We start from the raw sequence: 24,242 nt of genomic DNA on the forward strand, positions 1-24,242 counted from the left end.
TGATTTTGAACGTTCGCGCACCGACTTAAACTGGACTCGTCATGTCGCGCTTCGAGTCCTCGTCCGGGAAATTCCATGTCAGACTCCGTCATCGCAGCGACTGCCAAACTGCCCGCGCCGCTGCCGAAAGACACGCTCGGCTGTGTGTCGAGCCTGCTGTCGAAGGATGTCGAGACGGCGTCCGGCGGCCTGAAGCTGCACCGCAAGTGCATGCGCGACGCGCACGTCGAACATATCGACATGCCCGCGTGCGACCGCGGCTTCCTCGTCGGCGTGTCGCTGAACGTCGGCCACCGCCGCACGCTCCATGGGCGCGCAGGCGCGAGCGAGCACCGCTTCCAGCATCACTCGATCTACATTCGCGACTTTTCCCGCCATTTCCGCGCCGACCTCTACGGCAACTTCGACTTCGTGCTGGTCGAACTGCCGCACGCGTATCTCGAACGCGTCGGCCCCGAGCACGGCGGCAATCCGGTCGGCGGCCTCACGTGCCGGGCCGACACGCGCGACCCGGTGCTGGGCCATCTCGCTCACGCGGTCGCGGACAGCCTCGACGCACCGGGGCCGCTGAACACGCTGTTCATCGAGCAGGTCGGGCTCGCGATCGGCACGCACCTCGTGCGCCGCTACGGCAACGCGCGCACGCGCGAGCTCGAGAGCAAGGGCGTGCTGTCGCCGGCGAAGGTGGCGCTCGCGAAGGAACTGCTGATGGAAAAGGCGGACCTCGGCGTGTCGATCGAGGAAGTGGCGAACGAATGCGACCTGTCGCGCGGCTACTTCATTCGCGCGTTCTCACGCACCACCGGCCGCACGCCGCACCAGTGGCTGCTCGAACAGCGCGTGATGCGCGCACGCGAACTGATCGAGACGTCCGACATGACGCTCGCCGACATCGCGGTCGCGTGCGGTTTCGCCGACCAGAGCCATCTGAATCGCGTATTCGTTCGGATCGTCGGTCATCCGCCCGGCGCGTGGCGGCGCGCACGTTCCCGCTGATGCTCGATATCGCCGCGCGCCCTGCCGTCACCGCACTGGCGTCGCGTCGTAGTTGACCGGCACCCAGTCGTATTGCGCACCGTCCCGGCGCAGGTGGCCGAGCCCGGGGAACGCGATGTGAGCGGCACCGACGAGATAGCGTCGATCGGCGACACGCTTCAGCGTGTCGCTCCGCGTCCGGCGTGCGGTGCCGGCATCGCTGTCGTACTGGACCGTCGCGTTGATGTCCCGCAACTGGATCGCCGCCACGTGGACGATATCGCCCCACGCGAGCAGGCCGGCGTTGCCGCTCTCGATCAGATAGCCCGTATGGCCCGGCGTATGGCCGGGCATCGGCACCGCGCGAATGCCGGGCGCGAGCGTCGCGTCGCCGCGAAACGTCTCGAAGCGGCCGGCCGCGACGTAAGGCGCGACCGCGGCCGCCGCCGCATCGAAGAACGACGAAAGGAAGGCCGGCGCGTGCGCCTTGTTCGCGGGATCGAGCCAGTAGTCGGCCTCCACGGCGTTCACGCGGACGATCGCATTCGGGAACGTCATCGCACCATTCGACACAATGCCGCCGACATGATCCTTGTGCAGGTGCGTGAGCAGCACCTCGTCGATCTGCCCGGGCGCATAGCCGGCCGCGCGCAGGTCGTCGGTCAGCTTGCCGCAGCAGTCGCCGTACAGCGTGCCGGCTCCCGCATCGACGAGGATCCGTTTGGATCCCGTATCGACCAGAAACGCGTTGATCGACCCTTGCACGGGCGGCTCCAGGAACGCACGGTCGAGGTCGCGGCGGATCTCGGCCTTGGAGATGTCGCGAAACACCGTATCGACCGGAAACGGATGCGTGCCGTCCGACAGCGCGATCACCGTGAAGTCGCCGATCTTCTGCCGGTAGAAGCCCGGGGGCTGCTGGCCCGCGGCGGCAGCCGGCGCCGTGGATTGCGCTTCGGATTGCGCTTCGGATTGCGCTTCGGGTTGCGCCTTGGCGCGGGCGTCGGGCGACGCTTCGGCCTGCGCGAACGCCGCGGACGCAAGCAGGCCCGCACATCCGGCCACGACGAGCCAACGGGCCGCACGCACAATGCGCGCGTGCCGGGACAGGTTCTTCATGTGTTCTCCGTGATGAACCGTGCGCGCGCCCGGCCACGAACGGAACGACCCGCGCGACACGCGATGTCGCCCAGCGTATCGGGCACGGTGGCGAAAATCCTGAGCAGCGCCTGAATTGTCCTGAAGACGCGGCGCACGCGCCGCGGCAACCGCCCTGCCCGGCGCTAGAATGCCAACCGCATGCAACGCGACGTTGCGACACGCACAAGGGCGACTCCATGGACAAATTCTCCGCGCTGCGCGCATTCGTCGAAGTAGCGGAAGCCGGCGGCTTCTCCAGCGCCGGGCGGCGCCTCGAGCTTGCCGCGTCGTCGGTGGTGCGCGCGGTGGACGCGCTCGAAGCATCGCTCGGCACCGTGCTGCTGAACCGCACGACGCGACAGGTGACGCTGTCCGATGCGGGCGCCGTCTACTATGCGCGTGCGAAAAGCGTGCTCGAGGAACTCGCCGACGCCGACGCGCTCGTGGCCGATCGCGGCGACGAGCCGTCCGGGCCGCTGCGCGTGTCGGTGCCGGTCGCCTACGGGCTGCGCCGCATCGCGCCGCACGTCGCCGGGTTCATCGCGCGCCATCCGAAGCTCGACGTCGACCTGCAGCTGACCGACGAACGCGTCGATCTCGTGAGCGCGCGGATCGACGTCGCGATCCGGCTCGGCGACGCGGCCCCGACCGCCGACGTCGTCGCGCGGCCGCTCGGCACCTTCCGCCGCTACGTGGTCGCGAGCCGCGCCTATCTCGACACACACGGCACGCCCGCGACGCCGGGCGAGCTGGTCGACCACGCGTGCCTGCGCTTTCACTTCGGCGTCGACCAGCAGGCGTGGACGTTCGCCGACGCGCAAGGGACGACACAGGTGATCGTCGCCGGACGACTGAAATCGAATCACAGCGAGGTGCTGCGCGCGGCCGCGCTCGACGGCGCCGGCATCGCGCTGCTGCCCGACTGGCTGGTCGGCGCGGATCTCGAAGCGGGCCGCCTGCAGCGGCTGTTCGAACGGTACGACGTGACGCCCGGCTCGGCACGCGCGGTGATTACCGCGCTGTACCTGCCGAATCAGCGCGGCTCGAAGCGCGTGACCGCGTTCGTCGACTTCGTCGAATCGCTCGCGCGCGCGCAGCCCTGAAACGGGCGGCGCGCGCGCCGCGTCCGCATCCGCATCACCAGCCGAACTTCGCTTCCATCCCGACGTAGTCGGCGTTGCGCGCGCCGAGCGCGCGAATCGACGAGCCGAGCTGAAAGTGCACGGCCTCGAGCGCCAGCGCGACGTTCGCGTTCACGAGCCAGTCGACCCGCGCTTGCGCGTACATCCCCGTCCACGCGCCGCCCTTGCCGGCCGTCCCCGGTACCGCCGACATCCCCTGCCCGTAGATCGCGTCGGCCGTCGTCTGCCGCCACTGGAAGCCGAGCGCGGTCAGCACCGTCACCGAGCTGGCCGGCTTGAACGTCAGCGACGGCTTCACGTGGATCAGGTTGCTGTACCCGGTATAGCCGGCGAGCGTGAAGTAATAGCCGTTCGGAAACATCGGGTTGAACGTGCCGACGCGCCGGTCGCCCGGATGCGCGTCGCCCGACGCGCCATCGACCTGGATGCCGATGCGCGGCGTGCCGGCCATCTTCGCGAACGTGTAGCCGCCCAGCGCGCCGAACGCCCATGCGCCGACCGTGTCCTGCCCGACGTGGCCCGTCTGCAGCATCGCCTCGACGTCCCAGTCGAGCCCGTCGGCCTTGCCTGCGTAACGCATGTCGAACACGTCGCGCCGTTCGGTGCCGGACGCATCCGGATAGCGCGCGTTGTCGCGCGTGTAGCGCGACCAGTACGCGGACAGATCGCCGGGCCCCGTGCCGCTGCGCTCCACGCGTACGCCGTCGAAGCGCAGATGCCGGTTGGACACGTCGTCGAACGTGGCGGCATCGCGATACTGCACCGGGCGCGTCACGTAGCCGATGAAGCGCCATTTGCCGATTTCGTAATCGGCCCACAGCGCATCGAACGCCTGCCGCACGTTCGGGCCGTCGCGCACCGACACGAAGCGCTGCAAGTCGAACGCCATCTCCTGCCGGCCGATCCGCGTCTTGAACGTGCCCGGCCCCAGCTGATCGACATACGCGACGAACGCCTGCTCGATGTCGAGCTGATCCTTGTCGACCGGGCCGACCGTGTCCTTGCCGAACGGTCGCGCATCGACGAACTGCACGAACGCCTGAAAGTGCCCGCGATAGCGCAGGTCCGCATGCACGTTCGCGCGCTGGATCACGTAGTTGTCGTCATGCGCGGCACCGAGGCCGAACAGCGGCGCGTTGTTCAGTTCGAAACGCTCACGCAGGTTCGCGCCGAGCGACAGGTAGGTCGACGGATCGTCGCCGAGCGGCACGTATTTCAGCGCGTCGAACGGCTTGCGCGGCACGCACGGATTCGCGAGCGCCGACCAGTCCTCCTGCCAGCGGTTGAACAGCACCGTCGGACGTTTCGCGGTGCACGACGCGGCGGCGGCGGCAGCCGGCGACGCGGCCGCGCCGGCCGCCGCCACCTCGGCCTCGGCCTCGGCACCGACGGCCGACCCCGCGTGCGACGCGGCACCGCCCGCCAGCACGACGCACGACAGCACGCCGCGCCACGATCGCTTGATCGGCCGGCGCACCGTCATTTCGTCCGCGCGTGGATCTCGGCGACGTAGCCGCCCGGGAACTGCACGAGCGCCGCGTCGCGGCCGTCCGACGCGAACGGCGGCACGAGCACGGTCACGCCGGCCGCTTCGGCCTGCTTCAGCGTCGCGCCGAGATCGGCCACCTCGTAGCCGGTCATCTCGCGCCCGAACGGGTACGGCAGATGGCCGTCCGTCGCGAGCACGGTCATCTTGCCGAAGCCCGATTCGATCCGGATCCGGCGGTACGTGTCGTTCGGGCGGCCGATTTCGATACCCGGCGCATGGCGCACGTCCGACACGATCTTGCCGTGCGAGAACGCGGCGAAGTTGCGCGCCAGCTTGCTCGCGCTTTCCGGCGACACGTACACGCGGTTCTCCGGCACCGTCTGCAGCGGGTCGTAATTCGGCGCCTGCGTGTGCCAGTACAGCTGCATGTTCACGCCGCCCGGCCAGCGGACGATCGCATCGCGGCCGATCGGATCGGGAAACGTCGAGACGACCACATCGGCGCCATGCGCGCGTGCGGATTTCATCGCGACGTCCATATCGGTCACGAGATAGCCGTTACGTTCCGCGCAGAACGGATACGGAATCGGCGTCTTGAAGCCGAACACCGAGATCGTGCCGACCGGCGTCAGCACGAGCTGCGACATCGTCTGGCTCGGCGTCGGCGTGACCTGGAACACGCCCTGCTTCGACTTCTTGCCGCCGAACGTCGCGACGAAACTGTCGGTGAAGCGGTCGAAGTCTTCGGGTGCGACGCACACGTGGGTCGTGTCGTACTGCGGGCCGACCGCAATGGCGGGGAACCGCGCCGCGGCGCCCGGCGACGCGATGTCGTCGAGGTGGGTTTCGTCGGCCAGCGCCGGCGCGCCGGCCAGCAGCGCGGCAAGCACGGCCGACGACGCGGCGGTCATGCGCAGCAGGTTGCGCAGATTCAGTGAACTCATCGGTTTACTCCTTGATGGTGACGCGCGCGGCCTGGCGCCGTGCGCGGATTCGGATTCAGCTGGATGCAGGCGCTCTTCCGGGCGACCCGAACGACAGGCGAGAAACACGAGCACCGCGAGCGGCAGGCGCGGCTTCCCGCTCGGCGGGAGACGGAGCAGACGCATCGTTTCAGCGCGGTCGTCGCAACGTCACCGAATGGCGGTAACGCCGCCAGCGTGGTCTCGTCTATCGTTGAGCACGGTGACGAGGACGAGCCCAGCGATCAGCCCCAGCACCCACGGTTGCGACAACAGCGCGCGGACCCACGCCGGGGAGTCGCAAGTGGTATGCATCGCCCTATCAGACCGCCCAGCACGAACAACCGAACGCGCCCCAGAAGCCCTTCGTGTCCGACGTCGGCAACGCGCTTGCCCATGCGCTCGCGTGCGCATGCTGGTGAAGGTTGCATTCATTCGCGCAGCCGCACATTGCAGCGGCCGCGGCGCGTTGCAGCGGCGCGCCGTTGCGCTGCGTCGCGCCCCAGCCGCCATAGCCGCCGAACTCGCGCACCGGCGACCAGTCCGGCATGGCCGGCGGGATCGGCGCGTCGTGCGATGTGAACGGCCCCGCGCCCCACACGATCTTCCCGTCGACCACCGTCAGCAACGCAGTCGTGCCGGCGATATCGTCCTCCGCGCACGCGAAGAAATCGCGATCCGGGACGACCAGGTCGGCAAGCTGCCCCACCGCGATGCGTCCTTTCTTGCCTTCCTCGTTCGAGAACCACGTCACATACTCGGTCCACATCCGCAGCGCGGTTTCACGATCGAGCAGGTTGCGCTGCGGATACATGCGCAGGCCGCCGACCGTCTTGCCCGTCACGAGCCACGCGAGCGACACCCACGGGTTGTACGACGCGACGCGCGTCGCGTCGGTGCCGGCCGATACCTTGAGCCCCTTGCCGAGCATCTTCGCGACCGGCGGCGTCGCCTCGGCGGCTTGCGCGCCGTAGCGCTCGACGAAGTATTCGCCCTGGTACGCCATCCGGTGCTGCACCGCAATACCGCCGCCGAGCGCGGCGATCCGGTCCATCGATTTCTCGGTGATCGTTTCCGCGTGATCGAAGAACCAGTTCAGCCCTTCGAGCGGGATGTCTTCGTTGACCTTCTCGAACACGTCGAGCGCGCGGCTGATGGTTTCGTCATAGGTCGCATGCATGCGCCACGGCCAGCGGTTTTCCGCGAGCACGCGCACGACGCCTTCGAGATCGTCTTCCATCTGCGCGGGCAGGTCCGGACGCGCAACGCGGAAGTCTTCGAAGTCGGCCGCGGAAAACGCCAGCATCTCGCCCGCGCCGTTATTGCGGAAGTAGTCGGTTCCGTCGTGGTACTTGACGCTCTTCGTCCAGTTGACGAAGTCTTCCTTCTCGGCGTTCGGCTTCTGCGTGAACAGGTTGTACGCGATCCGGATCGTCATCTCGCCCGCGTCGTGCAGCTTGCGGATCACTTCGTAATCGTCGGGATAATTCTGTGAACCACCGCCCGCGTCGATCACGCCCGTCACGCCGAGCCGGTTCAGCTCGCGCATGAAATGGCGCGTCGAGTTGTACTGATACTCGAACGGCAGCTTCGGCCCCTTCGCGAGCGTCGCGTAGAGGATCGTCGCGTTCGGGTTCGCAAGCAGCAGGCCGGTCGGGTTGCCCGCGGCGTCGCGCAGGATCGTGCCGCCCGGCGGCTCCGGCGTGTCCTTCGTATAGCCGACGACGCGCAGCGCCGCCGCGTTCAGCAGCGCGCGATCGTACAGGTGCAGGATGAACACCGGCGTGTCCGGCGCGACTGCATTGAGCTCGGCGATCGTCGGCAGCCGTTTCTCCACGAACTGGTGCTCGGTGAAGCCGCCGACCACGCGCACCCACTGCGGCGCGGGCGTCACGGCGACCTGCTGCTTGAGCATCTCCATCGCGATCGCCAGCGACGGCACGCCGTCCCAGCGCAGTTCCATGTTGTAGTTCAGGCCGCCACGAATCACGTGGCAGTGGTTGTCGATCAGACCCGGCAGCACGCCGCGGCCGCCGAGATCGACCACCTTCGTCGCGCGGCCCGCGAGCGGCATCACGTCCGCCTCGCTGCCGACGGCAACGAAGCGCCCGGCGGCAATCGCGACCGCCGTCGCGACGGGGTTCGCGCGGTCGAGCGTCGTGAATCGTCCGTTATGCAGGATCAGATCCGGTTGGGTCACGGTTGCGGTCATATGCATCACCTCTTGTTGATCAGAAGCCAAGGAGTTGTTTGACGGTGGGTAACGCCTGCACGCCGATCAGCATGCCGAGCAACCCGACCAGTGCAATCAACGGCGGTGCGGGAGAGCGAACCTTGATGGCGCTGTAAATCACACCGATCAGCACGCCCGCACCAAGGGAAACCAGATAAGGTTCCATGTAATAAATCTCCCGGACAATTTCAAATGCAGGCGCAGTGTTCCGACCAGCATGCCGCGGGCGGCATTCGTGTTTCGGTCACGTCCGCCGCCCGCGGCCATGGAGCCAATGCGGCGCGTTCGCATCGAACCCGCCGCACCGGCATCAGCCGTTGCAGGTCGCCTGCGCTTACTTCGCCGGAACGGCCGGGATCGACTCGTGCGGCGTCGCGGTGCGCTGCGGTGCCTTGTGGAGCATCGTGTACGCGTAGTCCACGCCCATCCCGTATGCGCCCGAATGCTCCTTCGCGATCGCCATCACCGCGTCGTACGTCTCGCGGTGCGCCCAGTCGCGCTGCCATTCGAGCAGGACCTGCTGCCACGTGACCGGCACCACGCCGGCCTGCACCATGCGCTGCATCGCGAAGTCGTGCGCCGCCTGCGTCGTGCCGCCCGATGCATCGGCGACCATGTAGATCTCGTAGTCGCCTTCGAGCATCGCGCACAGCGCGAACGTCGTATTGCAGACTTCGGTCCACAGGCCCGACACGACCACCTTCTTGCGGCCGTTCGCGGCCAGCGCGTCGCGCACCTTCTGGTCGTCCCACGAGTTCATCGACGTGCGTTCGAGCGTCTTCTGGTTCGGGAACACGTCGAGCAGCTCCGGATACGTGTGGCCCGAGAAGCTCTCGCTTTCGACCGTCGTGATCGTGGTCGGGATGTTGAAGACCTTCGCGGCCTTCGCGAGCCCGACGACGTTGTTCTTCAGCGTCTGGCGATCGATCGATTGCACGCCGAACGCCATCTGCGGCTGCTGGTCGATGAAGATCAGCTGGCTGTTGTGCGGAGTCAGTACTTCAAGCTTCGGATTGCTCATGGTGGTGATGTCCTTTGACGCGGAGAAAAATGAGGCTCGTCTGGCCGACAAATCCGTGAGGCGTCCAATGCGCTGTGGCGGAAGCGTCGGCAGCCGGCGTGCATCATTCAATACGCGAATGTGCGACCGCACCAGTTAATTGTTCTGAGTCTCATCACCCTCGAAATTCAAAGCTGAAAAGATCTGAATTTCATTGAATCGGCTAACGATCAACGCGCAGACCTGATAGGCTGATCCAAGACTTTCGGATCGACGCCAGACCGGTATTCATCCATATTTTCAACGGCCGTCATTCCATTCCAGACCTATGAAACCGTACACTGCTTCGCTTTTCGCCGGCATCCTCGCCGGCGTCGTTTACGCGCTGATCGGCGTGCAATCGCCGGCGCCGCCCGCCGTCGCCCTGGTGGGCCTGCTTGGCATTCTGGCCGGCGAACAGATTCTTCCCTTGGCGCGACGGATGTTCGACGGCATCCGACTGGGAAGCGCATGGCGCGACGCGAAGTGCAGCCAGCACATGTTCGGCGCGCTGCCCGGCGCACACGCCGACGCTTCCGTGAAGCGCCGCGAATCGACACCGACGTGACAGGCTGACGTCGAGCGCATGCGGCGGCGGCCGTCGGCGCGCATGCGTGCGTGTCTCGGCACGTCGGACGATGAACCGTTGTGAACGGTATTGATTCAACGTCGCTCGACGGTCCGACACCGAACGCAGAGATGTTCCAACGCCTTCCCGGGCTGCTCGATCACGTTGAACGATGCGTGCGGGTTTGGGGGCCCAGTATCGAATTCTTCCCTCGGTCGCGATGTGCCTGCTGCGTGATTTGCGCATCCGCCACCCCGAGTTCCGGTTTCCAGGTCGAGCTGTCTCGCGCTTGCCGGCCTGAATCGAGCCATTCCTGAACTCAGCGTTGAAGGAACGAAAAAAACGGGGGGCGGCTTCGCCGCACCCCCGGTCGCGCCCGCAGCCGACGCCGCGTGCGAACTCGGCGTTCAGCGCGACGCGGACGGCTCGCCGGTCCGGCCGGAGCGCCAGGTGAGGAAACCGAGCAGCGCGAGCGGTAGCGCCAGTGCCCAGAACGCGCCATACAGGTAGGCACTCGCCCCGGCGCCCGCGCCGAGCGCGAAACCGGCGACCGGCGGCAGCGTGCGTCGCAGCCGCGCGCGTGCGGCTTCCCGCTCGGCCGGCGCGGCGATCGGCACGAGCCAGTCGAATGCATCGATGACCGCCTGCGTGACGTTGCCGGTCATCACGGTGTTCGCGACGACGGTGCGCGCGGTCAGCCGGCCGTGCGCGTTCTGCACGCCCATTGCCGCCGCACCCAGCAGCCCGCAGACGATCGTCGCGGGCGCATCGGCGCTGCCGATCGGCGACGCCGCGACGCCCGCGAGCATGAATCCGGCCAGCAGGATCGTCTGCAGCGCGTACAGCGATCGCGCCCTCGCACCATGCCCGCGCACGCGCATCCTGTGATCGAGCGTGCGGGCGGCCACGATTCCCGCGATGAATGCCGGAAATGCGAGCCACTTGATCATGAGGCCCTGGCCGACACCGGCGAGGCCCGAGCCGATCAGGATGAAGTTGCCGGTGACGTGCGCGGTAAAGAGCCCGAACAGCGCGACGAAGCCGAGCGTGTCGACGTAGCCTGCGATCGATGCGAGGAACACATCCTCTCCGCGCAGGTGATCGGGGGCCGCCGTGCCCGCTGCCGTTACTTGCGCGGGCTGCATGTCGTGGCTTCCGCGGTTTTGTCGACGGTGTCCGCATCGCGGACCTGGGCGGCGAGCGCGGGCGATTGCACGCGCACGACGTGGTGCAGGGGGCCGACTGCGATGCCGGCTCCCGACGAGATCAGATAAGGCATGGTGCGTTCCGGTTGCGCCGCGGGCCGGGCCGGCCGAAGGGCTTCGGCCTCGTGCAGCGGTTCGGAGCAAGACTAGGGAATGCCCGCCTGAAAGTCACGGCGGCAACCTGAATTGTTCTGAACTGTGCGGGATCGGCGACGCGCGCGCCGCCCGGCTCACGGTGGCGCGCCTTGCTATTTTTCGATCGATAAGTGCAGAATGGGCGGCATTCAGGAGCCAATGCATGACCGAAACCAAGCGCAACGCAGCGTCCCGCACGCGCGCGACGCCCGCCGACGAGCCGGCCGCCACGCCGGGTCGCCGCCTCACACCGGAAGCGCGCGAGCGCCAGATCGTCGAAAAGGCGGTCGAGCACTTCGCGACCCACGGGTTTTCCGGCAGCACGCGCGAACTGGCGCGGCAGATCGGCGTCACGCAACCCCTGCTCTACCGGTATTTCCCGAGCAAGGAGGCGCTGATCGACCGCGTGTACGACGAGGTCTACACGTGGAATCCCGACTGGGAAAAACTGATCGCCGACCGCTCGGTGCCGCTGCAGCAACGACTCGTCGCGTTCTACCGGTCGTATGCGCAGACGATCCTGCGGCGCGAATGGATCCGCACGTTCATCTTCGCGGGCCTCAGCCGCGAAGGCTTCAACACGCGCTACCTGTCGCGGCTGCGCGAACGCGTGTTCCTGCCGGTGCTGCGTGAACTCCGGCACGAGTACGACATCGCGACGCCGGCGTCGGAAGCGCAGCGCAACGCGGAAATCGAACTGGTGTGGAGCCTGCACGCGAGCATCTTCTATCTCGGCGTGCGCAAGTGGGTATACGGTCTGCCGGTGCCCGACGATCTCGATGCCGAAATCGAACGGCAGATCGACGCGTTCCTGAACGGCACGCCGGCGGCGCTGCAGCGCGTCGCGGCCGGCGCATCGGCAAAACGCCGCCGCGGGTGAGCCGCGGCGCGTGCAGCGCACGTGCGCTCATGCCGCTTCAGAACGATTCAACCGCCGCGCGCGTCGCTTGCCCTATGCTCGGCACATCATCGGACGGTTGCCGCGCCGCGCACCGTCCGCCTCGAACCGGGATTCGCTCATGACGACCGACACGCGCGCCCTCACCCCTCACACCATCACGGCGAACGGCATCCGCCAGTACATCGCCGATGCCGGCGAACGCGCCGTCGTCGTGCTGCTGCACGGCTTTCGCGAACCGCGTTTCGCGTGGCGCCATCCGATTCGGCATCGTCGGGGGAACGTCTGATGGAACAAGAATCGGGCCGCAAGGCCATCATCGTCGGCGGCTCCGTCGGCGGGCTGTTCGCGGCGACCGCGCTACGCGCGGCCGGCTGGCGCGTGAGCGTATTCGAGCAATCGCCGCATGCGCTCGACAGCCGCGGCGGGGGCATCGTGCTGCAACCACCGATCGAGCGCGCGTTCGCGTTCGGCGGCATACCGCTGCCGCGCGAGGGCGGCGTGGATTCGGTCGACCGCATCTACGTCGATACGCAGGACCGGATCGTGCAGCGCATCGCGATGCCGCAAACGCAGACGGGATGGAACGTGATCTACACCGCGCTCAAGCGCGCGGTCCCTGCCGGGATTGTCCACGCGGGCGACGCATTCGAGCGGCTCGAACAGAATCGCGAGCACGTCGTCGCGCACTTCGCGAGCGGCCGCGCCGAGACGGCCGACCTGCTGATCGGCGCGGACGGCGGCCGCTCGACCGTGCGCGCGCAGTTGCTGCCGGACGTGCGGCCAACGTACGCGGGCTATGTCGCATGGCGCGGGCTCGTCGACGAACAGGCGCTGCCCGAACAGGTGCAGTATCTGCTGCGCGACCGGTTCACGTTCCAGCAGGGTGACCGGCATCTGTTCCTGACCTATCTGGTACCTGGCGCGGATGGTACGGTCGAACCGGGCAAGCGGCGCGTGAACTGGGTGTGGTACCGGCGCCTCGCGGCCGACCGGCTGCCGTCGCTGTTCCTCGCGCGCGACGGCACGCAGCGCGACGGATCGCTGCCACCCGGCGCGATGCGCGACGACAACCGCGCGGAACTCGTGGATGCCGGCGACCGGATGCTCGCGCCGACGCTCGCCGCGCTCGTCGACGCGACACCGGCACCGTTCGCGCAGGCGATCCTCGATCTGGCGGCCGCCCGCATGGCGTTCGGACGCGCCGTCCTGCTCGGCGACGCCGCCTGCATCGTGCGCCCGCACACGGCAGCGGGCGTCGCGAAGGCGGCCGACAACGCGGTCGGCCTCGCCGAAGCATTGCGCGACGTCGCACACGGCACTGCGTTCGACGCGGCGCTGGCGGGCTGGGATGCCCGTCAGCGGGCGGCGAGCGCGTTGTTGTCCGCGCGCGGGATCGCGCTCGGCGCACGGCTGATGGGCGCGGCGTGAGCGCGCGTCGGCCGGGTGTCGACTGCGGAGCGCTCCGGCTCGAATCCGGGATTCAGCGCGCGCAGCACGCTGGCGCGCCCGCCGTCGTCAGCGGGCAGTTGCGGCTGCCCGCGCGCGAAAACCGGGGCCGCGGCCGCCGCCAGCCACGCGACGATCGCCAGCCGCGCGACGCGTGTCGATACGCCGGCCGCCTTCATTGCGCGCTCGCAGTCGACACGGCAGCCGACGTCGCTGCCATTGCCGCGTGCCGGTCACCATTTGCGATCGCATACAGCTCGCGATTGCGTGCGATCGTCTGCGCGCTCGGCGGATAGTCCCATTTCGACGTCGGCAGCGTGCCGTCGCGCTGTGCCTGAACCAGCTGGGCGACCACGTCGGCGCGCGTGAGCTCATGGTCGGTCGTTTGCGCGAATGCGACGATCGGTGCGCTCAGCGCACAGGACAGCAATGCTGCACGAATCAGGTTGTTCATGACGTTCACCTCTCAAGATGGCGTGTTCGCGTCCGCAGATCAGGCCGGACATCCGCTCCGCATCGATGCGATGAAGAGTGATGTCCATTCTGCGATTCGCGCGCTTTCCTGAAGGTGAGGCTTCGATTACGGTCTTGTCATCTGAACGCCGGTGCATGCCGGGCGCATGGCGTCCCGTTTCGTCGAACGCTGCGCAACGCGCAGGCCCGACGGCAGGATCGCTTAACGCGCAATGGCTTCCGTGTTCCGGACGCTGCCCAGAAACCGCGTCAACTCCACGGTCTGCGGCCGCTCGAAGATCTCGTCGGCCGTCCCGCTCTCCCACACGCGTCCCTGGTGCATGAACACGATCCTGTCGCTCACCGCACGCGCGAAGCTCATCTCGTGGGTGACCATGATCAGCGTCATGTCCTCGCGCGCGAGTTGCTCGATGACACCCAGCACCTCGCCGACGAGCTCGGGATCGAGCGCGGACGTGATCTCGTCGCACAGCAGCACGCTCGGCTTCATCGCGAGCGCACGCGCGATCGCCACGCGCTGCTGCTGGCCGCCCGACAGGTGTTCCGGCAACGCGTCGAACTTGTCGCCGAGGCCGACGCGCTCGAGCATCAGTTCCGCGATCGCGCGCGCCTGGTGGCGGTGTGTCTTCTTCACCACCGACTGCGCGAGCATCACGTTCTGTCCGGCGCTCAGATGCGGAAACAGGTTGTATTGCTGGAACACCATGCCGACCTTCAGCCGCAGCGCACGCAGGTCCGCGTGCCGCGCATCGACGCGTTCGTCGTCGATCGAGATCGTGCCCGCGTCGATGCTCTCGAGCCCGTTGAGCGTGCGCAGCAGCGTGCTCTTGCCCGAGCCGCTGCGGCCGATGATCGAGACGACCTGCCCGCGCTCGACGGAGAAATCGATGCCCTTGAGCACATGATGGGTGCCGAAGTTCTTTTCTAGACCACGGGTTTCAACGAGCGGCATGCCATCTCCTTTGCAACGTGCGCGCATAACGGGTAAGCGGATAACAGAGCGCGAAATAGATCAGCGCGACGAGGCCATACACGACGAACGGCCGGAACGTCGCGTTCGAGATCGCGATGCCGACCTTCGTCAGCTCGGTGAAGCCGATGATCGACACCAGCGCCGTATCCTTCACGGCCTGCACGCCGAAGCCGACCGTCGGTGCGATCGCGATGCGCGCGGCCTGCGGCAGGATCACGTGACGCAACTGCTCGACATAACTCATCGCCAGGCTCGACGATGCCTCCCATTGCCCTTTGGGCACCGCCTCGACACAGCCGCGCCAGATCTCCGCGAGGTACGCGCTGGTGAAGAACGTGAGCCCGATCGTGGCCGCGACCCACGGCGCAACGTCGAGCCCGGCGAGCGGCAAGCCGAAGAACACGATGAACAGCTGCATCAGCAACGGGGTGCCCTGGAACACTTCGATATAGAGCTTCGCGGCGCCGCGCAGCACCGTCGAGCCCGACACGCGCATCACGAGCAGCCCGAGGCCGACGAGGCCGCCGGACACGAACGACACGAGCGACAGCACGATCGTCCAGCGCGCGGCCAGCAGCAGGTTCGCGAGAATCTGCCCGAACGAGAAATCGATCATCGTGCACCTCGCAAGCGACGGGAGAACAGGCGGCGGCCCATCGCGCCGAGCGTGGCGCGCAGCAGCAGCGCCATCGCCAGATACGAGAGCGTGATCACGAAGTACGTCTCGAATGCGCGGAAGTTGCGCGACTGGATGTAGCCGGCCGCATAGGTCAGGTCGGCCACCGAGATCTGCGACACGACCGCCGAACCGAGCATCGTGATCACGATCTGGCTCGACAGCGCGGGAAACACCTTGGCAAGCGCCTGCGGCAGCACGACGTGGCGCAGCATCTGCGCGCGCGACATCGCCAGCGCGGATGCCGCCTCCAGGTGACCCTTCGGCACGGCGGCAATGCCCGCGCGCACGATCTCGACCGAGTACGCGCCGAGATTGAGCGTCACCGCGAGGATCGCGGCCGTGTATTCGTCGATGTGCACGCCGAGCGCCGGCAAGCCGAAGAAGATGAAGAACAGCTGGACGACGAACGGCGTGTTGCGAATCGCCTCGACGTACCCGCCGATCAGCGGACGCAATCGCACGGCCGCGCGCGCATCGGCGCTGTACGCGGCCGCGCCGAGCACGCCGAGCGCCACGCCGAGCACGGTCGCGACCGCGGTGAGCGCGAGCGTGATCGCCGCGCCGCTCGCGAACACGCCGGCGTAATCGGCGAGCTCGCCGAATTGAAGCTGGTAGCTCATGGGAAGCGGATAAATTCGGGTTCGGACAACGACACGCGCCGCGCCGGGCATGCCGGCTGCGGCCACGCGTCACGCGACACTGCGATGCGTCACAGGCCGGCCGGCAACGGCTGGCCGAGCCACTTGCGCGACATCTCGCCGAGCGAGCCGTCCTGCTTCGCATGCGCGATCGCATCGTCGATCTTCGCGAGCAGGCGCGGTTCGTTCTTGTTGACGCCGACGAAGCACGGCGAATTCTTGATCACGAACTTGACCTCGGGGCGGCGCGGCGGATTCTTCGCGAGAATCGCCGCCGCAACGATGTTGCCGGCCGCGATCAGTTGTACTTGCCCCGACAGGAACGCCTGGATCGTCGCGTTGTTGTCCTCGAAGCGCTTGATCGTCGCGTTCGGCGCGAGCTGCGACAGTGCGATTTCCTCGAGCGCGCCGCGCGTCGCGCCGACCGTCTTGCCGTTCAGGTCGGCGGGCGCGCTCACCTTCACGTCGGACGGCCCGAACACGCCCTGGAAATACGGTGCGTACGCGCTCGAGAAATCGATGACCTTCTCGCGCTCCGGGGTCTTGCCGAGCGACGAGATCACCATGTCGACCTTGTTGGTCGTCAGGTACGGAATCCGGTTCGCACTGTTCACGGGCACCAGCTTCAGCTTGACGCCGAGCGCCTTGGCAAGGAGTCCTGCCATGTCGATGTCGTAACCCTGCGGCTGCATGTCCGTGCCGACCGAGCCGAAAGGCGGATAGTCCTCGGGCACCGCGACGCGCAGCGTGCCGTTTTTCGCGATGGTGTCGAGCGCATCGGCATGGGCCGGCGCGGCGGCGAACAGCGCGATCACGGGTGCGGCGAGCATCGCAGCCAGCCAGGTGCGTCGGGGGAACGGTCGGGTCGTCGGGCTCACGGTGAATCTTCCTTGTCTGGTATGTCGTCGTCGGGCAGCGCGCAACTATTGCGCAGCCGACACAACTCCAGCAAAAACCGGGCCATTGCCGTGAAACGCTTGCCGTACGGGCACGAGACGGAAATTCCGGGGAACCGCATTCCTCATTTCGGTGCATGCGCCTGCACCGGCGGCAGCGATTGCCCTCGCAGCGCGCGCCGGCGCACCAAATTAACTGGCCGGTTCACCGTCGCCGAGGTCCCATGCAAGGATTCGCACGGGCGCAGTCCAAATTTGCATTCCGTTTGTGACGCGAATTACGGCTGAATACGTTCGCGACGTACCATGCCTTTCGCCACACTCGGCGAATCGCGATCAGGACGCGCGCGCTCGATTCCGCGCCGTCGTCCGCCGGTACCGGTGGTCCCGATCGTCCCGCGATCGGGATGAATCCAATCCCCATCCGTGCGCGAGGATACCGTCATGGCATCGATTCCCGAACCGTCGACAACCGGCGAAACCGACAAACGCAGCTGGCTCGAATCTCACGAGGCCGGCTATCACAAGACTCTCGGCAATCGACAGGTGCAGATGATCGCGATCGGCGGCGCCATCGGCACCGGGCTGTTTCTCGGCGCCGGCGCACGGCTGCAGGCCGCCGGCCCGGCGCTCGCGATCGTCTATCTGGTGTGCGGCGCGTTTTCGTTCCTGATCCTGCGAGCGCTCGGCGAGCTCGTGATGCATCGCCCCAGCAGCGGCAGCTTCGTGTCGTACGCACGCGAATTCCTCGGCGAGAAGGCGTCGTTCGTCGCGGGCTGGATGTACTTCCTGAACTGGGCGATGACCGGCATCGTCGACATCACCGCCGTCGCGCTCTACATGCATTACTGGGCGCCGTTCGCGGCCGTGCCGCAGTGGATCTTCGCGCTCGTCGCGCTGTGCATCGTCGCGACGATGAACCTGATTGGCGTGAAGTGGTTCGCCGAGATGGAGTTCTGGTTCGCGCTGATCAAGGTCGCCGCGATCGTGCTGTTTCTCGTGATCGGTGCGGCGATCCTCGGCACGGGTGTGCCCGTCGCCGGCCATGGCACCGGCATGCATCTGATCATCGACAACGGCGGGTTCTTTCCGCACGGACTGATGCCCGCGCTGGTGCTGGTGCAGGGCGTGGTGTTCGCGTTCGCGGGCGTCGAACTGGTGGGCACGGCCGCCGGCGAGTGCAAGGATGCGCGCAAGGTGCTGCCGCGCGCGATCAACAACGTGATCTGGCGCATCGCGATTTTCTACGTCGCATCGGTCGTTCTGCTGGTGTGCCTGCTGCCGTGGAGCGCGTACAAGGCGGGCCAGAGCCCGTTCGTCACGTTCTTCGGCGCGCTCGGCGTGCCGGGCATCGGCTCGGTGATGAACCTGGTGGTGCTGACGGCCGCGCTGTCGAGCCTCAACTCCGGCCTGTATTCGACGGGGCGCGTGTTGCGTTCGCTGTCGATGGGCGGCTCGGCCCCTGCGTTCCTCGCGCGGATGAGCGGGCAATCCGTGCCGTACGCCGGCATTCTGGTGACGGTCGCGATCTATGTGGTCGGCGTACTGCTCAACTATCTCGTGCCGTCGAGCGTGTTCGAGATCGTGCTGAACATCGCGTCGCTCGGCATCATCAGCACCTGGGGCTTCATCGTCGTGTGCCAGATGAAGTTCCGCGCCGCGGTCACGCGCGGCGAGGTCGACGACGTGTCGTTCAGGATGCCGGGCGCGCCCGTGACGTCGTGGCTCACGCTGCTGTTCCTGCTCGGCGTGCTGGTGTTGATGGCATTCGACTACCCGAACGGGACGTGGACGATTGCATCGATCCCGCTGGTCGCGCTGCTGCTCGTGGCCGGCTGGAAGTGGCTGAGCCGTCGCGCGCGCCGCGCGTCGCTCAAGCCGACGATTCCGTCGATCACGCTCACGCGGAACGTGCTCGAGAAGGGCGAGAACTGACTCGCGGCGGCATGCGTGCCGTCCGTTGAGGGAACCGCCGTCGGGCCGCGGACGGCGGTCGACCACCGCGTTCAGTGATGCTCGTACAACTGCTCCGTGTCGAGCGACGCGAGCGATTGCGCATCAGTGCTCTTTGAGGTGACGTTCGGCCGTGCAGCGACCGATTGCGATTGCTGCGCGGCGACCTTCGCTTCCGCGGCCTGGATGTCGTCGGGATAGTACGGATCGGAGCCGACGGGCCGATAACCGGCCTTTTCGACCCGGACGAGATCGGCGCGCACGTCGGCGCGCGTGACCGTGTGGTCGGTGGTTTGCGCAAATGCGACGATCGGTGCGCTCAGCGCACAGGACAGCAGGACTGCACGAATCAGGTTGTTCATGATGTTCACCTCTCAAAGATGGCGTGTTCGCGTCCGCAGATCAGGCCGGACATCCGCTCCGCATCGGTTCGATGAAGAGTTGTGGCCATTCTGCGATTCGCGCGCTGTCCGGAAGGTGAGGGTTCGATTACGGTCTTGTCATCTGGTCGCCGGCGCATGTCGCGCGCACGCCGACCTGTTCAGTCGAACGCCGCGCACCTGCGCGCCAGCCCAGATAACGGTTTCGTAATCCTCGAGTCAGGGTCAGGTCAACGCCCCGCCGGCAGACTGCACGCTCGTCGCATCGAATGCGCATCCGAGCCCTGCTTCGAGGAGCACCATCATGTGGATCGTCCGGCTGGCGTTACGCAGGCCCTACACGTTCGTCGTACTCGCACTGCTGATCTTCATCGCGGGGCCGCTCGCGCTGCTGCGCACGCCGACCGACATCTTCCCGAACATCGACATTCCGGTCGTCAGCATCGTCTGGTCGTACAACGGCTTTTCCGCGGAGGACATGGCCAAGCGGATCACGTCGAACTACGAACGTGCGCTCACGTCGGACGTCGACGACATCGAGCACATCGAGTCGCAGTCCCTGAACGGCGTGTCGGTCGTGAAGATCTTTTTCCATCCGGGCGCCGACATCAATCGCGCGATCGCGGAAGCCGCGAGCAACGCCGCGTCGATCCTGCGCATCCTGCCGCCCGGCACGCTGCCGCCGAACATCATCACGTACAACGCGTCGACGGTGCCGATCCTGCAGCTCGGGCTGTCGAGCGACACGCTCGCCGAGCAGCAGCTGTACGACCTCGGCAACAGCTTCATCCGCACGCAGCTCGCGACCGTCCAGGGCGCGGCGGTACCGCTGCCGTTCGGCGGCAAGATCCGCCAGATCGTCGTCGACCTCGATACGCGCGCGCTGCAGGCGAAGGGGCTCGCGCCGATCGACGTCGTGAACGCGATCAACGCGCAGAACCTGATCCTGCCTGGCGGCACCGCGAAGATCGGCACGCACGAATACAACGTGCAGATGAACGGCAGTACGCAGACGGTCGCCGCGCTGAACGACCTGCCGGTGAAGACGATCGGCGGCAACGTCGTGTACGTGCGCGACGTCGCGCATGTTCGCGACGGCTACGCGCCGCAGACCAACATCGTGCGTGCGGACGGCAAGCGCGCGGCGCTGCTGACGGTCGAGAAAACCGGCAGCACATCGACGCTGACGATCATTGATCAGGTGAAGGCGATGCTGCCGAAGATCGCGGCCGGGCTGCCGAAGGCGCTGCACATTGCGCCGCTCGACGATCAGTCGGTGTTCGTGAAGGCGGCGGTCCAGGGCGTCGTGCGCGAAGCGCTGATCGCCGCGTGCCTGACCGCGCTGATGATCCTGCTGTTCCTCGGCAGCTGGCGCGCGACGCTGATCATCGCGATCACGATTCCGCTCGCGGTGCTCACGTCGCTGCTCGCGCTGTCCGCGCTCGGCCAGACCATCAACATCATGACGCTCGGCGGGCTCGCGCTCGCGGTCGGAATCCTGGTCGACGACGCGACCGTCGCGATCGAGAACATCACGCATCATCTCGAGCTGGGCGCGCCGCTCGAGGACGCGATCCTGACCGGCTCCGGCGAAATCGCGGTGCCGACCTTCGTGTCGACGCTGTCGATCTGCATCGTGTTCGTGCCGATGTTCCTGCTGACGGGCGTCGCGCGCTATCTGTTCGTGCCGCTCGCCGAGGCGGTGATCTTCGCGATGATCGCGTCGTACTTCTTCTCGCGCACGCTGGTGCCGACGCTCGCGATGGCACTGATGCGTGCAAAAGGGAGCGGCCAACCGCCGCGCGGCGCATTCGCGCGCATCGCGCGCTTCCAGGCCGCGTTCGAGCATCGCTTCGAGGCCGTGCGGCTGCGCTATCGCGCGCTGCTGTCGGCGGCGATCGCGCGGCGCCGTCGCTTCGCGGCCGCGTTCCTGCTGGCGTGCGTTGCATCGACGGGCCTCTACGCATTCGCCGGACAGGACTTCTTTCCGTCGGTCGACACCGGCGAGATCCGCCTGCATCTGCGCGCGCCGACCGGCACGCGGATCGAGGAAACCGCGCGGCTGACCGACGAAGTCGAAGCGAAGATCCGCAGCGTGATTCCGGCCAGCGAACTCGCCGGCGTGCTCGACAACATCGGCGTGCCGGTGAGCGGGATCAACCTCACGTACGACTCGTCGGATCCGATCGGCACCGAGGACGCCGATGTGCTCGTCACGCTGAAGCCGAATCATGCGTCGACGGCCGCATACGTGGCGAAGCTGCGCAACGTGCTCGCGCAGTCGTTCCCCGGCGTGACGTTCGCGTTCCTGCCGGCCGACATCGTCAGCCAGATTCTCAACTTCGGGCTGCCCGCGCCGGTCGACATCCAGATCGTCGGCAACAAGCTCGACCAGAACCGTGCGGTCGCGAATACGCTGCTCGCGAAACTGCGCGGCGTGCGCGGGCTCGTCGACGCACGCATCCAGCAGCCCGGCGACGAACCGGCGATCAACGTGAACGTGGACCGCACGAAGGCGATCCAGGCCGGCCTCGAGCAGCGCGACGTCGCGCAGAACCTGCTGATCGCGCTGTCCGGCAGTTCGCAGACGACGCCGAACTTCTGGCTCGATCCGCGCAACGGCGTCAGCTACCCGGTGCTGGTGCAGACGCCGCAATACACGGTGAATTCGCTACAGGCGCTCGCGAACGTGCCGCTGCCCGACGGCACCGCGCGCACGCCGCAGACGCCGGCCGGCGGCCCGGCCGCGGGCGCGCCCGCGCAGAACCTGCTCGGCTCGCTCGGCACGTTCTCGCGCTCGACGCAGCAGGCCGTGGTGTCGCACTACAACGTGCAGCCGGTGCTCGACATCTTCGCGTCGGTACAGGGGCGCGACCTCGGCGGCGTCACGGCCGACGTGGCGAAGCTCGTCGACGCCGCGCGTGCGCAACTGCCGCCTGGTTCATCGATCGTGCTGCGCGGCCAGGTGCAGGCGATGCACGAGTCGTTCGCCGGGCTGCTGGGCGGCCTCGTGCTCGCGATCGCGCTCGTCTACCTGCTGATGGTCGTCAATTTCCAGTCGTGGCTCGACCCGCTCGTGATCGTCGGCGGCCTGCCCGCGTCGCTCGCCGGCATCGCATGGATGCTGTTCGTCACGCGCACCACGCTGTCGGTGCCCGCGCTGACCGGCACGATCCTGTGCATCGGCATCGCGACCGCGAACAGCATTCTCGTCGTGAACGCGGCGCGCGAGCTGCTCGCCGGCGGCGCGGTGCCGTGGCAGGCCGCGCTCGATGCAGGCTTCAGCCGCTTCCGGCCCGTCGTGATGACCGCGCTGGCGATGCTGATCGGCATGTTGCCGATGGCGCTCGGGCTCGGCGACGGCGGCGAGCAGAACGCGCCGCTCGGCCGCGCGGTGATCGGCGGGCTCGCGTTCGGCACGGTGTCGACGCTGCTGTTCGTGCCGGTCGTGTTCGGCTTCGTCCATGCATGGCTCGACCGGCGCCGCGACGCCGCAGCCGCGCGGCGCGCGGAGCACGCGCCCGATACGCCGGTGCTGCGTTGAGCGCGGACAGACGCCCCTTTTCATCCTTCGATTCGCCTGCCCCCCCCGGACCCATCATGAACGACTCGATCGAACCCGTCGCCCCGTCGCCCGCCGCCGAAGCGGACACTTCCGCCGCGCCGGCCGCGCCGGCCGCGCCGGCCACGCCGGCCGCTCCGGCTACTTCGGCTACTTCGGCTACTTCGGCTACTTCGGCTACTCCGGCCGCCCCGATCGCCCCGATCGCCGCTGTGGCCGCTCCGCCCGCGGCGCACGACGCAACCCGTGACGCGACACGCGACGTGCTGCCCAGCCCCCGCGCCCGCAAGCTCGCCGTGCCGCTCGCGGCTGTCACGCTCGCTGCCGCGCTGCTCGCGCTCGGCATCGTGCCGCGTATCGAAGCACGCGCAGCGCAGCGTGTGCAGGTGGCCGCGCAGCAGGCGCTGCCGGTGTCGGTCATCGCGCCCGGCGCGGCGCCGGCCGACCAGACGCTGACGCTGCCCGGCTCGGTGGCGCCGTATGCGGACGCGTCGATCTATGCGCGAACGAGCGGCTACATCGCGCACTGGAGCGTCGATCTCGGCACGCACGTGAAGGCCGGCCAGACGCTCGCGCAGATCTCGGCGCCCGATCTCGACGCGCAGTTGCGCCAGGCGCGCGCCGACGAAGCGAGCGCGCAGGCGAACTACGACTACGCGAAATCGACCGCTCAGCGCTGGCAGGACATGCTGAAGTCGCAATCGGTATCGCAGCAGGACACCGACACGAAGGTCGCGGACATGAACGCGAAGCGCGCGATGCTCGCGTCCGCGCAGGCGAACGTCGCGCATCTCGCCGAACTCGTGTCGTACGAATCGGTCACCGCGCCGTTCGACGGCGTGATCACCGCACGCAACGTCGACGTCGGCACGCTGGTCACGGCGGGCGGCACGCCCGGCAGCCCGGGCCTGTCCGGCGAACTGTTCCATCTCGAACAGACGGACACGCTGCGCGTGTTCGTCGACGTGCCGCAGGACAGCGCGGCCGGCGTGCCGACCGGCACGTCCGTCTACCTGACGACGCCGCAGTATCCGGGCCGGCGCTTTGCCGCGCGTGTCGCGCGCAGTGCCGGCGCGATAGACCCCGTCACGCGTACGCTGCGGGTCGAAATCGACGTCGACAATCGCGACGACGCGTTGATGCCCGGTGCGTATGCGCAGGCGCATCTCGTCGTGCCGAGTGCGGCGCCGGCGCTGGAGCTGCCGGTCAGCGCGCTGCTGTTCCGCCCGAACGGCGTGACGGTCGCCACCGTCGGCACGAACGGCCGAACCGTGCTGAAGACCGTACAGATCGGGCGAGACTTCGGCACACGTGTGGAGATCGTCACAGGGCTCGCGGGCACCGATCGCGTGATCGATAACCCGGGCGATGCGATTACGGCTGGGGAAGCCGTGAAGATCGTGTCGACCGCACCCGCCCGCGGCTGACCCATCGACGACGACTCACGAGAGA

The 24,242-nt window shown here is 67.5% G+C and carries 24 protein-coding genes; 9 read left to right on the forward strand and 15 right to left on the reverse strand.

Annotated elements, in window-relative coordinates:
• Positions 1–75 precede the first annotated feature (75 nt).
• Positions 76–996, forward strand: a complete 921-nt coding sequence (locus C7H84_RS17795; RefSeq protein WP_121860018.1) for an AraC family transcriptional regulator — start codon at positions 76–78, stop codon at positions 994–996.
• Between the two features lie 27 nt (positions 997–1,023).
• Here the strand turns inward: C7H84_RS17795 and C7H84_RS17800 are convergent, their stop codons facing one another.
• Entirely contained in the window at positions 1,024–2,094 is a 1,071-nt protein-coding gene (locus C7H84_RS17800; protein WP_121860019.1) for an MBL fold metallo-hydrolase, read from the reverse strand.
• Between the two features lie 218 nt (positions 2,095–2,312).
• On the opposite strand from C7H84_RS17800, the gene C7H84_RS17805 reads away from it, so the two are divergent.
• Positions 2,313–3,218, forward strand: coding sequence for a LysR family transcriptional regulator (locus C7H84_RS17805; RefSeq protein WP_121860020.1), 906 nt, complete (start codon positions 2,313–2,315; stop codon positions 3,216–3,218).
• 34 nt (positions 3,219–3,252) lie between these two features.
• Here the strand turns inward: C7H84_RS17805 and C7H84_RS17810 are convergent, their stop codons facing one another.
• The 5 genes from C7H84_RS17810 to C7H84_RS17830 form a co-directional block, all read right to left on the reverse strand.
• Positions 3,253–4,740, reverse strand: a complete 1,488-nt coding sequence (locus C7H84_RS17810; RefSeq protein ID WP_121860021.1) for an alginate export family protein — start codon at positions 4,738–4,740, stop codon at positions 3,253–3,255.
• Positions 4,737–5,690: a glyoxalase gene (locus C7H84_RS17815; RefSeq protein ID WP_121860022.1), complete on the reverse strand. Its 954-nt coding sequence runs from the start codon at positions 5,688–5,690 to the stop codon at positions 4,737–4,739. The genes C7H84_RS17810 and C7H84_RS17815 overlap by 4 nt, the downstream gene beginning before the upstream one ends.
• A 340-nt stretch (positions 5,691–6,030) precedes the next feature.
• The gene (locus tag C7H84_RS17820; RefSeq protein ID WP_121860091.1) at positions 6,031–7,920 is read right to left on the reverse strand and encodes an amidohydrolase; all 1,890 of its coding nucleotides are present in this window, start codon (positions 7,918–7,920) and stop codon (positions 6,031–6,033) included.
• Positions 7,921–7,939: 19 nt separating this feature from the next.
• A complete protein-coding gene (locus C7H84_RS17825) occupies positions 7,940–8,107 on the reverse strand; it encodes a DUF1427 family protein (protein WP_121860023.1) in 168 nt (55 codons plus the stop codon).
• A 168-nt stretch (positions 8,108–8,275) separates the two neighbouring features.
• The gene (locus C7H84_RS17830; protein ID WP_006498490.1) at positions 8,276–8,962 is read right to left on the reverse strand and encodes a hydrolase; all 687 of its coding nucleotides are present in this window, start codon (positions 8,960–8,962) and stop codon (positions 8,276–8,278) included.
• A 307-nt stretch (positions 8,963–9,269) separates the two neighbouring features.
• Here C7H84_RS17830 and C7H84_RS17835 point away from each other — a divergent pair, with 307 nt between their 5' ends.
• Positions 9,270–9,548, forward strand: coding sequence for a XapX domain-containing protein (locus C7H84_RS17835; protein ID WP_121860024.1), 279 nt, complete (start codon positions 9,270–9,272; stop codon positions 9,546–9,548).
• A 407-nt stretch (positions 9,549–9,955) separates the two neighbouring features.
• On the opposite strand, the gene C7H84_RS17840 is transcribed toward C7H84_RS17835, so the two are convergent.
• Complete coding sequence (locus tag C7H84_RS17840; protein WP_121860025.1) at positions 9,956–10,693, reverse strand: YoaK family protein; 738 nt, start codon at positions 10,691–10,693, stop codon at positions 9,956–9,958.
• A complete protein-coding gene (locus tag C7H84_RS36425) occupies positions 10,675–10,827 on the reverse strand; it encodes a hypothetical protein (RefSeq protein ID WP_162999300.1) in 153 nt (50 codons plus the stop codon). The genes C7H84_RS17840 and C7H84_RS36425 overlap by 19 nt, the downstream gene beginning before the upstream one ends.
• Positions 10,828–11,051: 224 nt before the next feature.
• On the opposite strand from C7H84_RS36425, the gene C7H84_RS17845 reads away from it, so the two are divergent.
• From C7H84_RS17845 to C7H84_RS17855, 3 genes are all read left to right on the forward strand, one after another.
• The gene (locus C7H84_RS17845) at positions 11,052–11,768 is read left to right on the forward strand and encodes a TetR/AcrR family transcriptional regulator (protein WP_121860026.1); all 717 of its coding nucleotides are present in this window, start codon (positions 11,052–11,054) and stop codon (positions 11,766–11,768) included.
• 139 nt (positions 11,769–11,907) lie between these two features.
• Positions 11,908–12,075 (forward strand): hypothetical protein, encoded by a 168-nt coding sequence (locus C7H84_RS17850; protein ID WP_240462042.1) that lies wholly within the window; start codon positions 11,908–11,910, stop codon positions 12,073–12,075.
• Positions 12,075–13,217, forward strand: coding sequence for an FAD binding domain-containing protein (locus C7H84_RS17855; protein WP_121860027.1), 1,143 nt, complete (start codon positions 12,075–12,077; stop codon positions 13,215–13,217). Before C7H84_RS17850 ends, C7H84_RS17855 begins: the two co-directional genes overlap by 1 nt.
• On the opposite strand, the gene C7H84_RS17860 is transcribed toward C7H84_RS17855, so the two are convergent.
• The 6 genes from C7H84_RS17860 to C7H84_RS17885 form a co-directional block, all read right to left on the reverse strand.
• On the reverse strand, positions 13,145–13,414 hold the full coding sequence (locus tag C7H84_RS17860) for a hypothetical protein (RefSeq protein ID WP_121860028.1): 270 nt from the start codon (positions 13,412–13,414) through the stop codon (positions 13,145–13,147). The genes C7H84_RS17855 and C7H84_RS17860 overlap by 73 nt on opposite strands.
• Complete coding sequence (locus C7H84_RS17865) at positions 13,411–13,689, reverse strand: DUF4148 domain-containing protein (protein ID WP_121860029.1); 279 nt, start codon at positions 13,687–13,689, stop codon at positions 13,411–13,413. Before C7H84_RS17865 ends, C7H84_RS17860 begins: the two co-directional genes overlap by 4 nt.
• Before the next feature lie 222 nt (positions 13,690–13,911).
• Positions 13,912–14,661: an amino acid ABC transporter ATP-binding protein gene (locus C7H84_RS17870; RefSeq protein ID WP_121860030.1), complete on the reverse strand. Its 750-nt coding sequence runs from the start codon at positions 14,659–14,661 to the stop codon at positions 13,912–13,914.
• Positions 14,648–15,298 carry an amino acid ABC transporter permease gene (locus tag C7H84_RS17875; protein WP_121860031.1) on the reverse strand — a complete coding sequence of 217 codons (651 nt, stop codon included), beginning with the start codon at positions 15,296–15,298 and terminating at the stop codon, positions 14,648–14,650. The genes C7H84_RS17870 and C7H84_RS17875 overlap by 14 nt, the downstream gene beginning before the upstream one ends.
• The gene (locus tag C7H84_RS17880) at positions 15,295–15,981 is read right to left on the reverse strand and encodes an amino acid ABC transporter permease (protein ID WP_121860032.1); all 687 of its coding nucleotides are present in this window, start codon (positions 15,979–15,981) and stop codon (positions 15,295–15,297) included. Before C7H84_RS17880 ends, C7H84_RS17875 begins: the two co-directional genes overlap by 4 nt.
• 89 nt (positions 15,982–16,070) lie before the next feature.
• Positions 16,071–16,877 (reverse strand): transporter substrate-binding domain-containing protein, encoded by an 807-nt coding sequence (locus tag C7H84_RS17885; RefSeq protein ID WP_121860033.1) that lies wholly within the window; start codon positions 16,875–16,877, stop codon positions 16,071–16,073.
• 462 nt (positions 16,878–17,339) lie between these two features.
• On the opposite strand from C7H84_RS17885, the gene ansP reads away from it, so the two are divergent.
• On the forward strand, positions 17,340–18,830 hold the full coding sequence (ansP, locus tag C7H84_RS17890; RefSeq protein WP_121860034.1) for an L-asparagine permease: 1,491 nt from the start codon (positions 17,340–17,342) through the stop codon (positions 18,828–18,830).
• A 71-nt stretch (positions 18,831–18,901) separates the two neighbouring features.
• Here ansP and C7H84_RS17895 read toward each other — a convergent pair whose 3' ends face one another.
• On the reverse strand, positions 18,902–19,210 hold the full coding sequence (locus C7H84_RS17895) for a DUF4148 domain-containing protein (protein WP_121860092.1): 309 nt from the start codon (positions 19,208–19,210) through the stop codon (positions 18,902–18,904).
• Positions 19,211–19,532: 322 nt separating this feature from the next.
• On the opposite strand from C7H84_RS17895, the gene C7H84_RS17900 reads away from it, so the two are divergent.
• Positions 19,533–22,772 (forward strand): efflux RND transporter permease subunit, encoded by a 3,240-nt coding sequence (locus tag C7H84_RS17900; RefSeq protein ID WP_121860035.1) that lies wholly within the window; start codon positions 19,533–19,535, stop codon positions 22,770–22,772.
• Positions 22,773–22,828: 56 nt separating this feature from the next.
• On the forward strand, positions 22,829–24,217 hold the full coding sequence (locus C7H84_RS17905; protein WP_240462043.1) for an efflux RND transporter periplasmic adaptor subunit: 1,389 nt from the start codon (positions 22,829–22,831) through the stop codon (positions 24,215–24,217).
• The last annotated feature ends 25 nt before the right edge of the window (positions 24,218–24,242 follow it).

It is taken from the genome of Burkholderia sp. Nafp2/4-1b (assembly GCF_003635165.1).
In the GTDB taxonomy this organism is placed as follows: domain Bacteria; phylum Pseudomonadota; class Gammaproteobacteria; order Burkholderiales; family Burkholderiaceae; genus Burkholderia.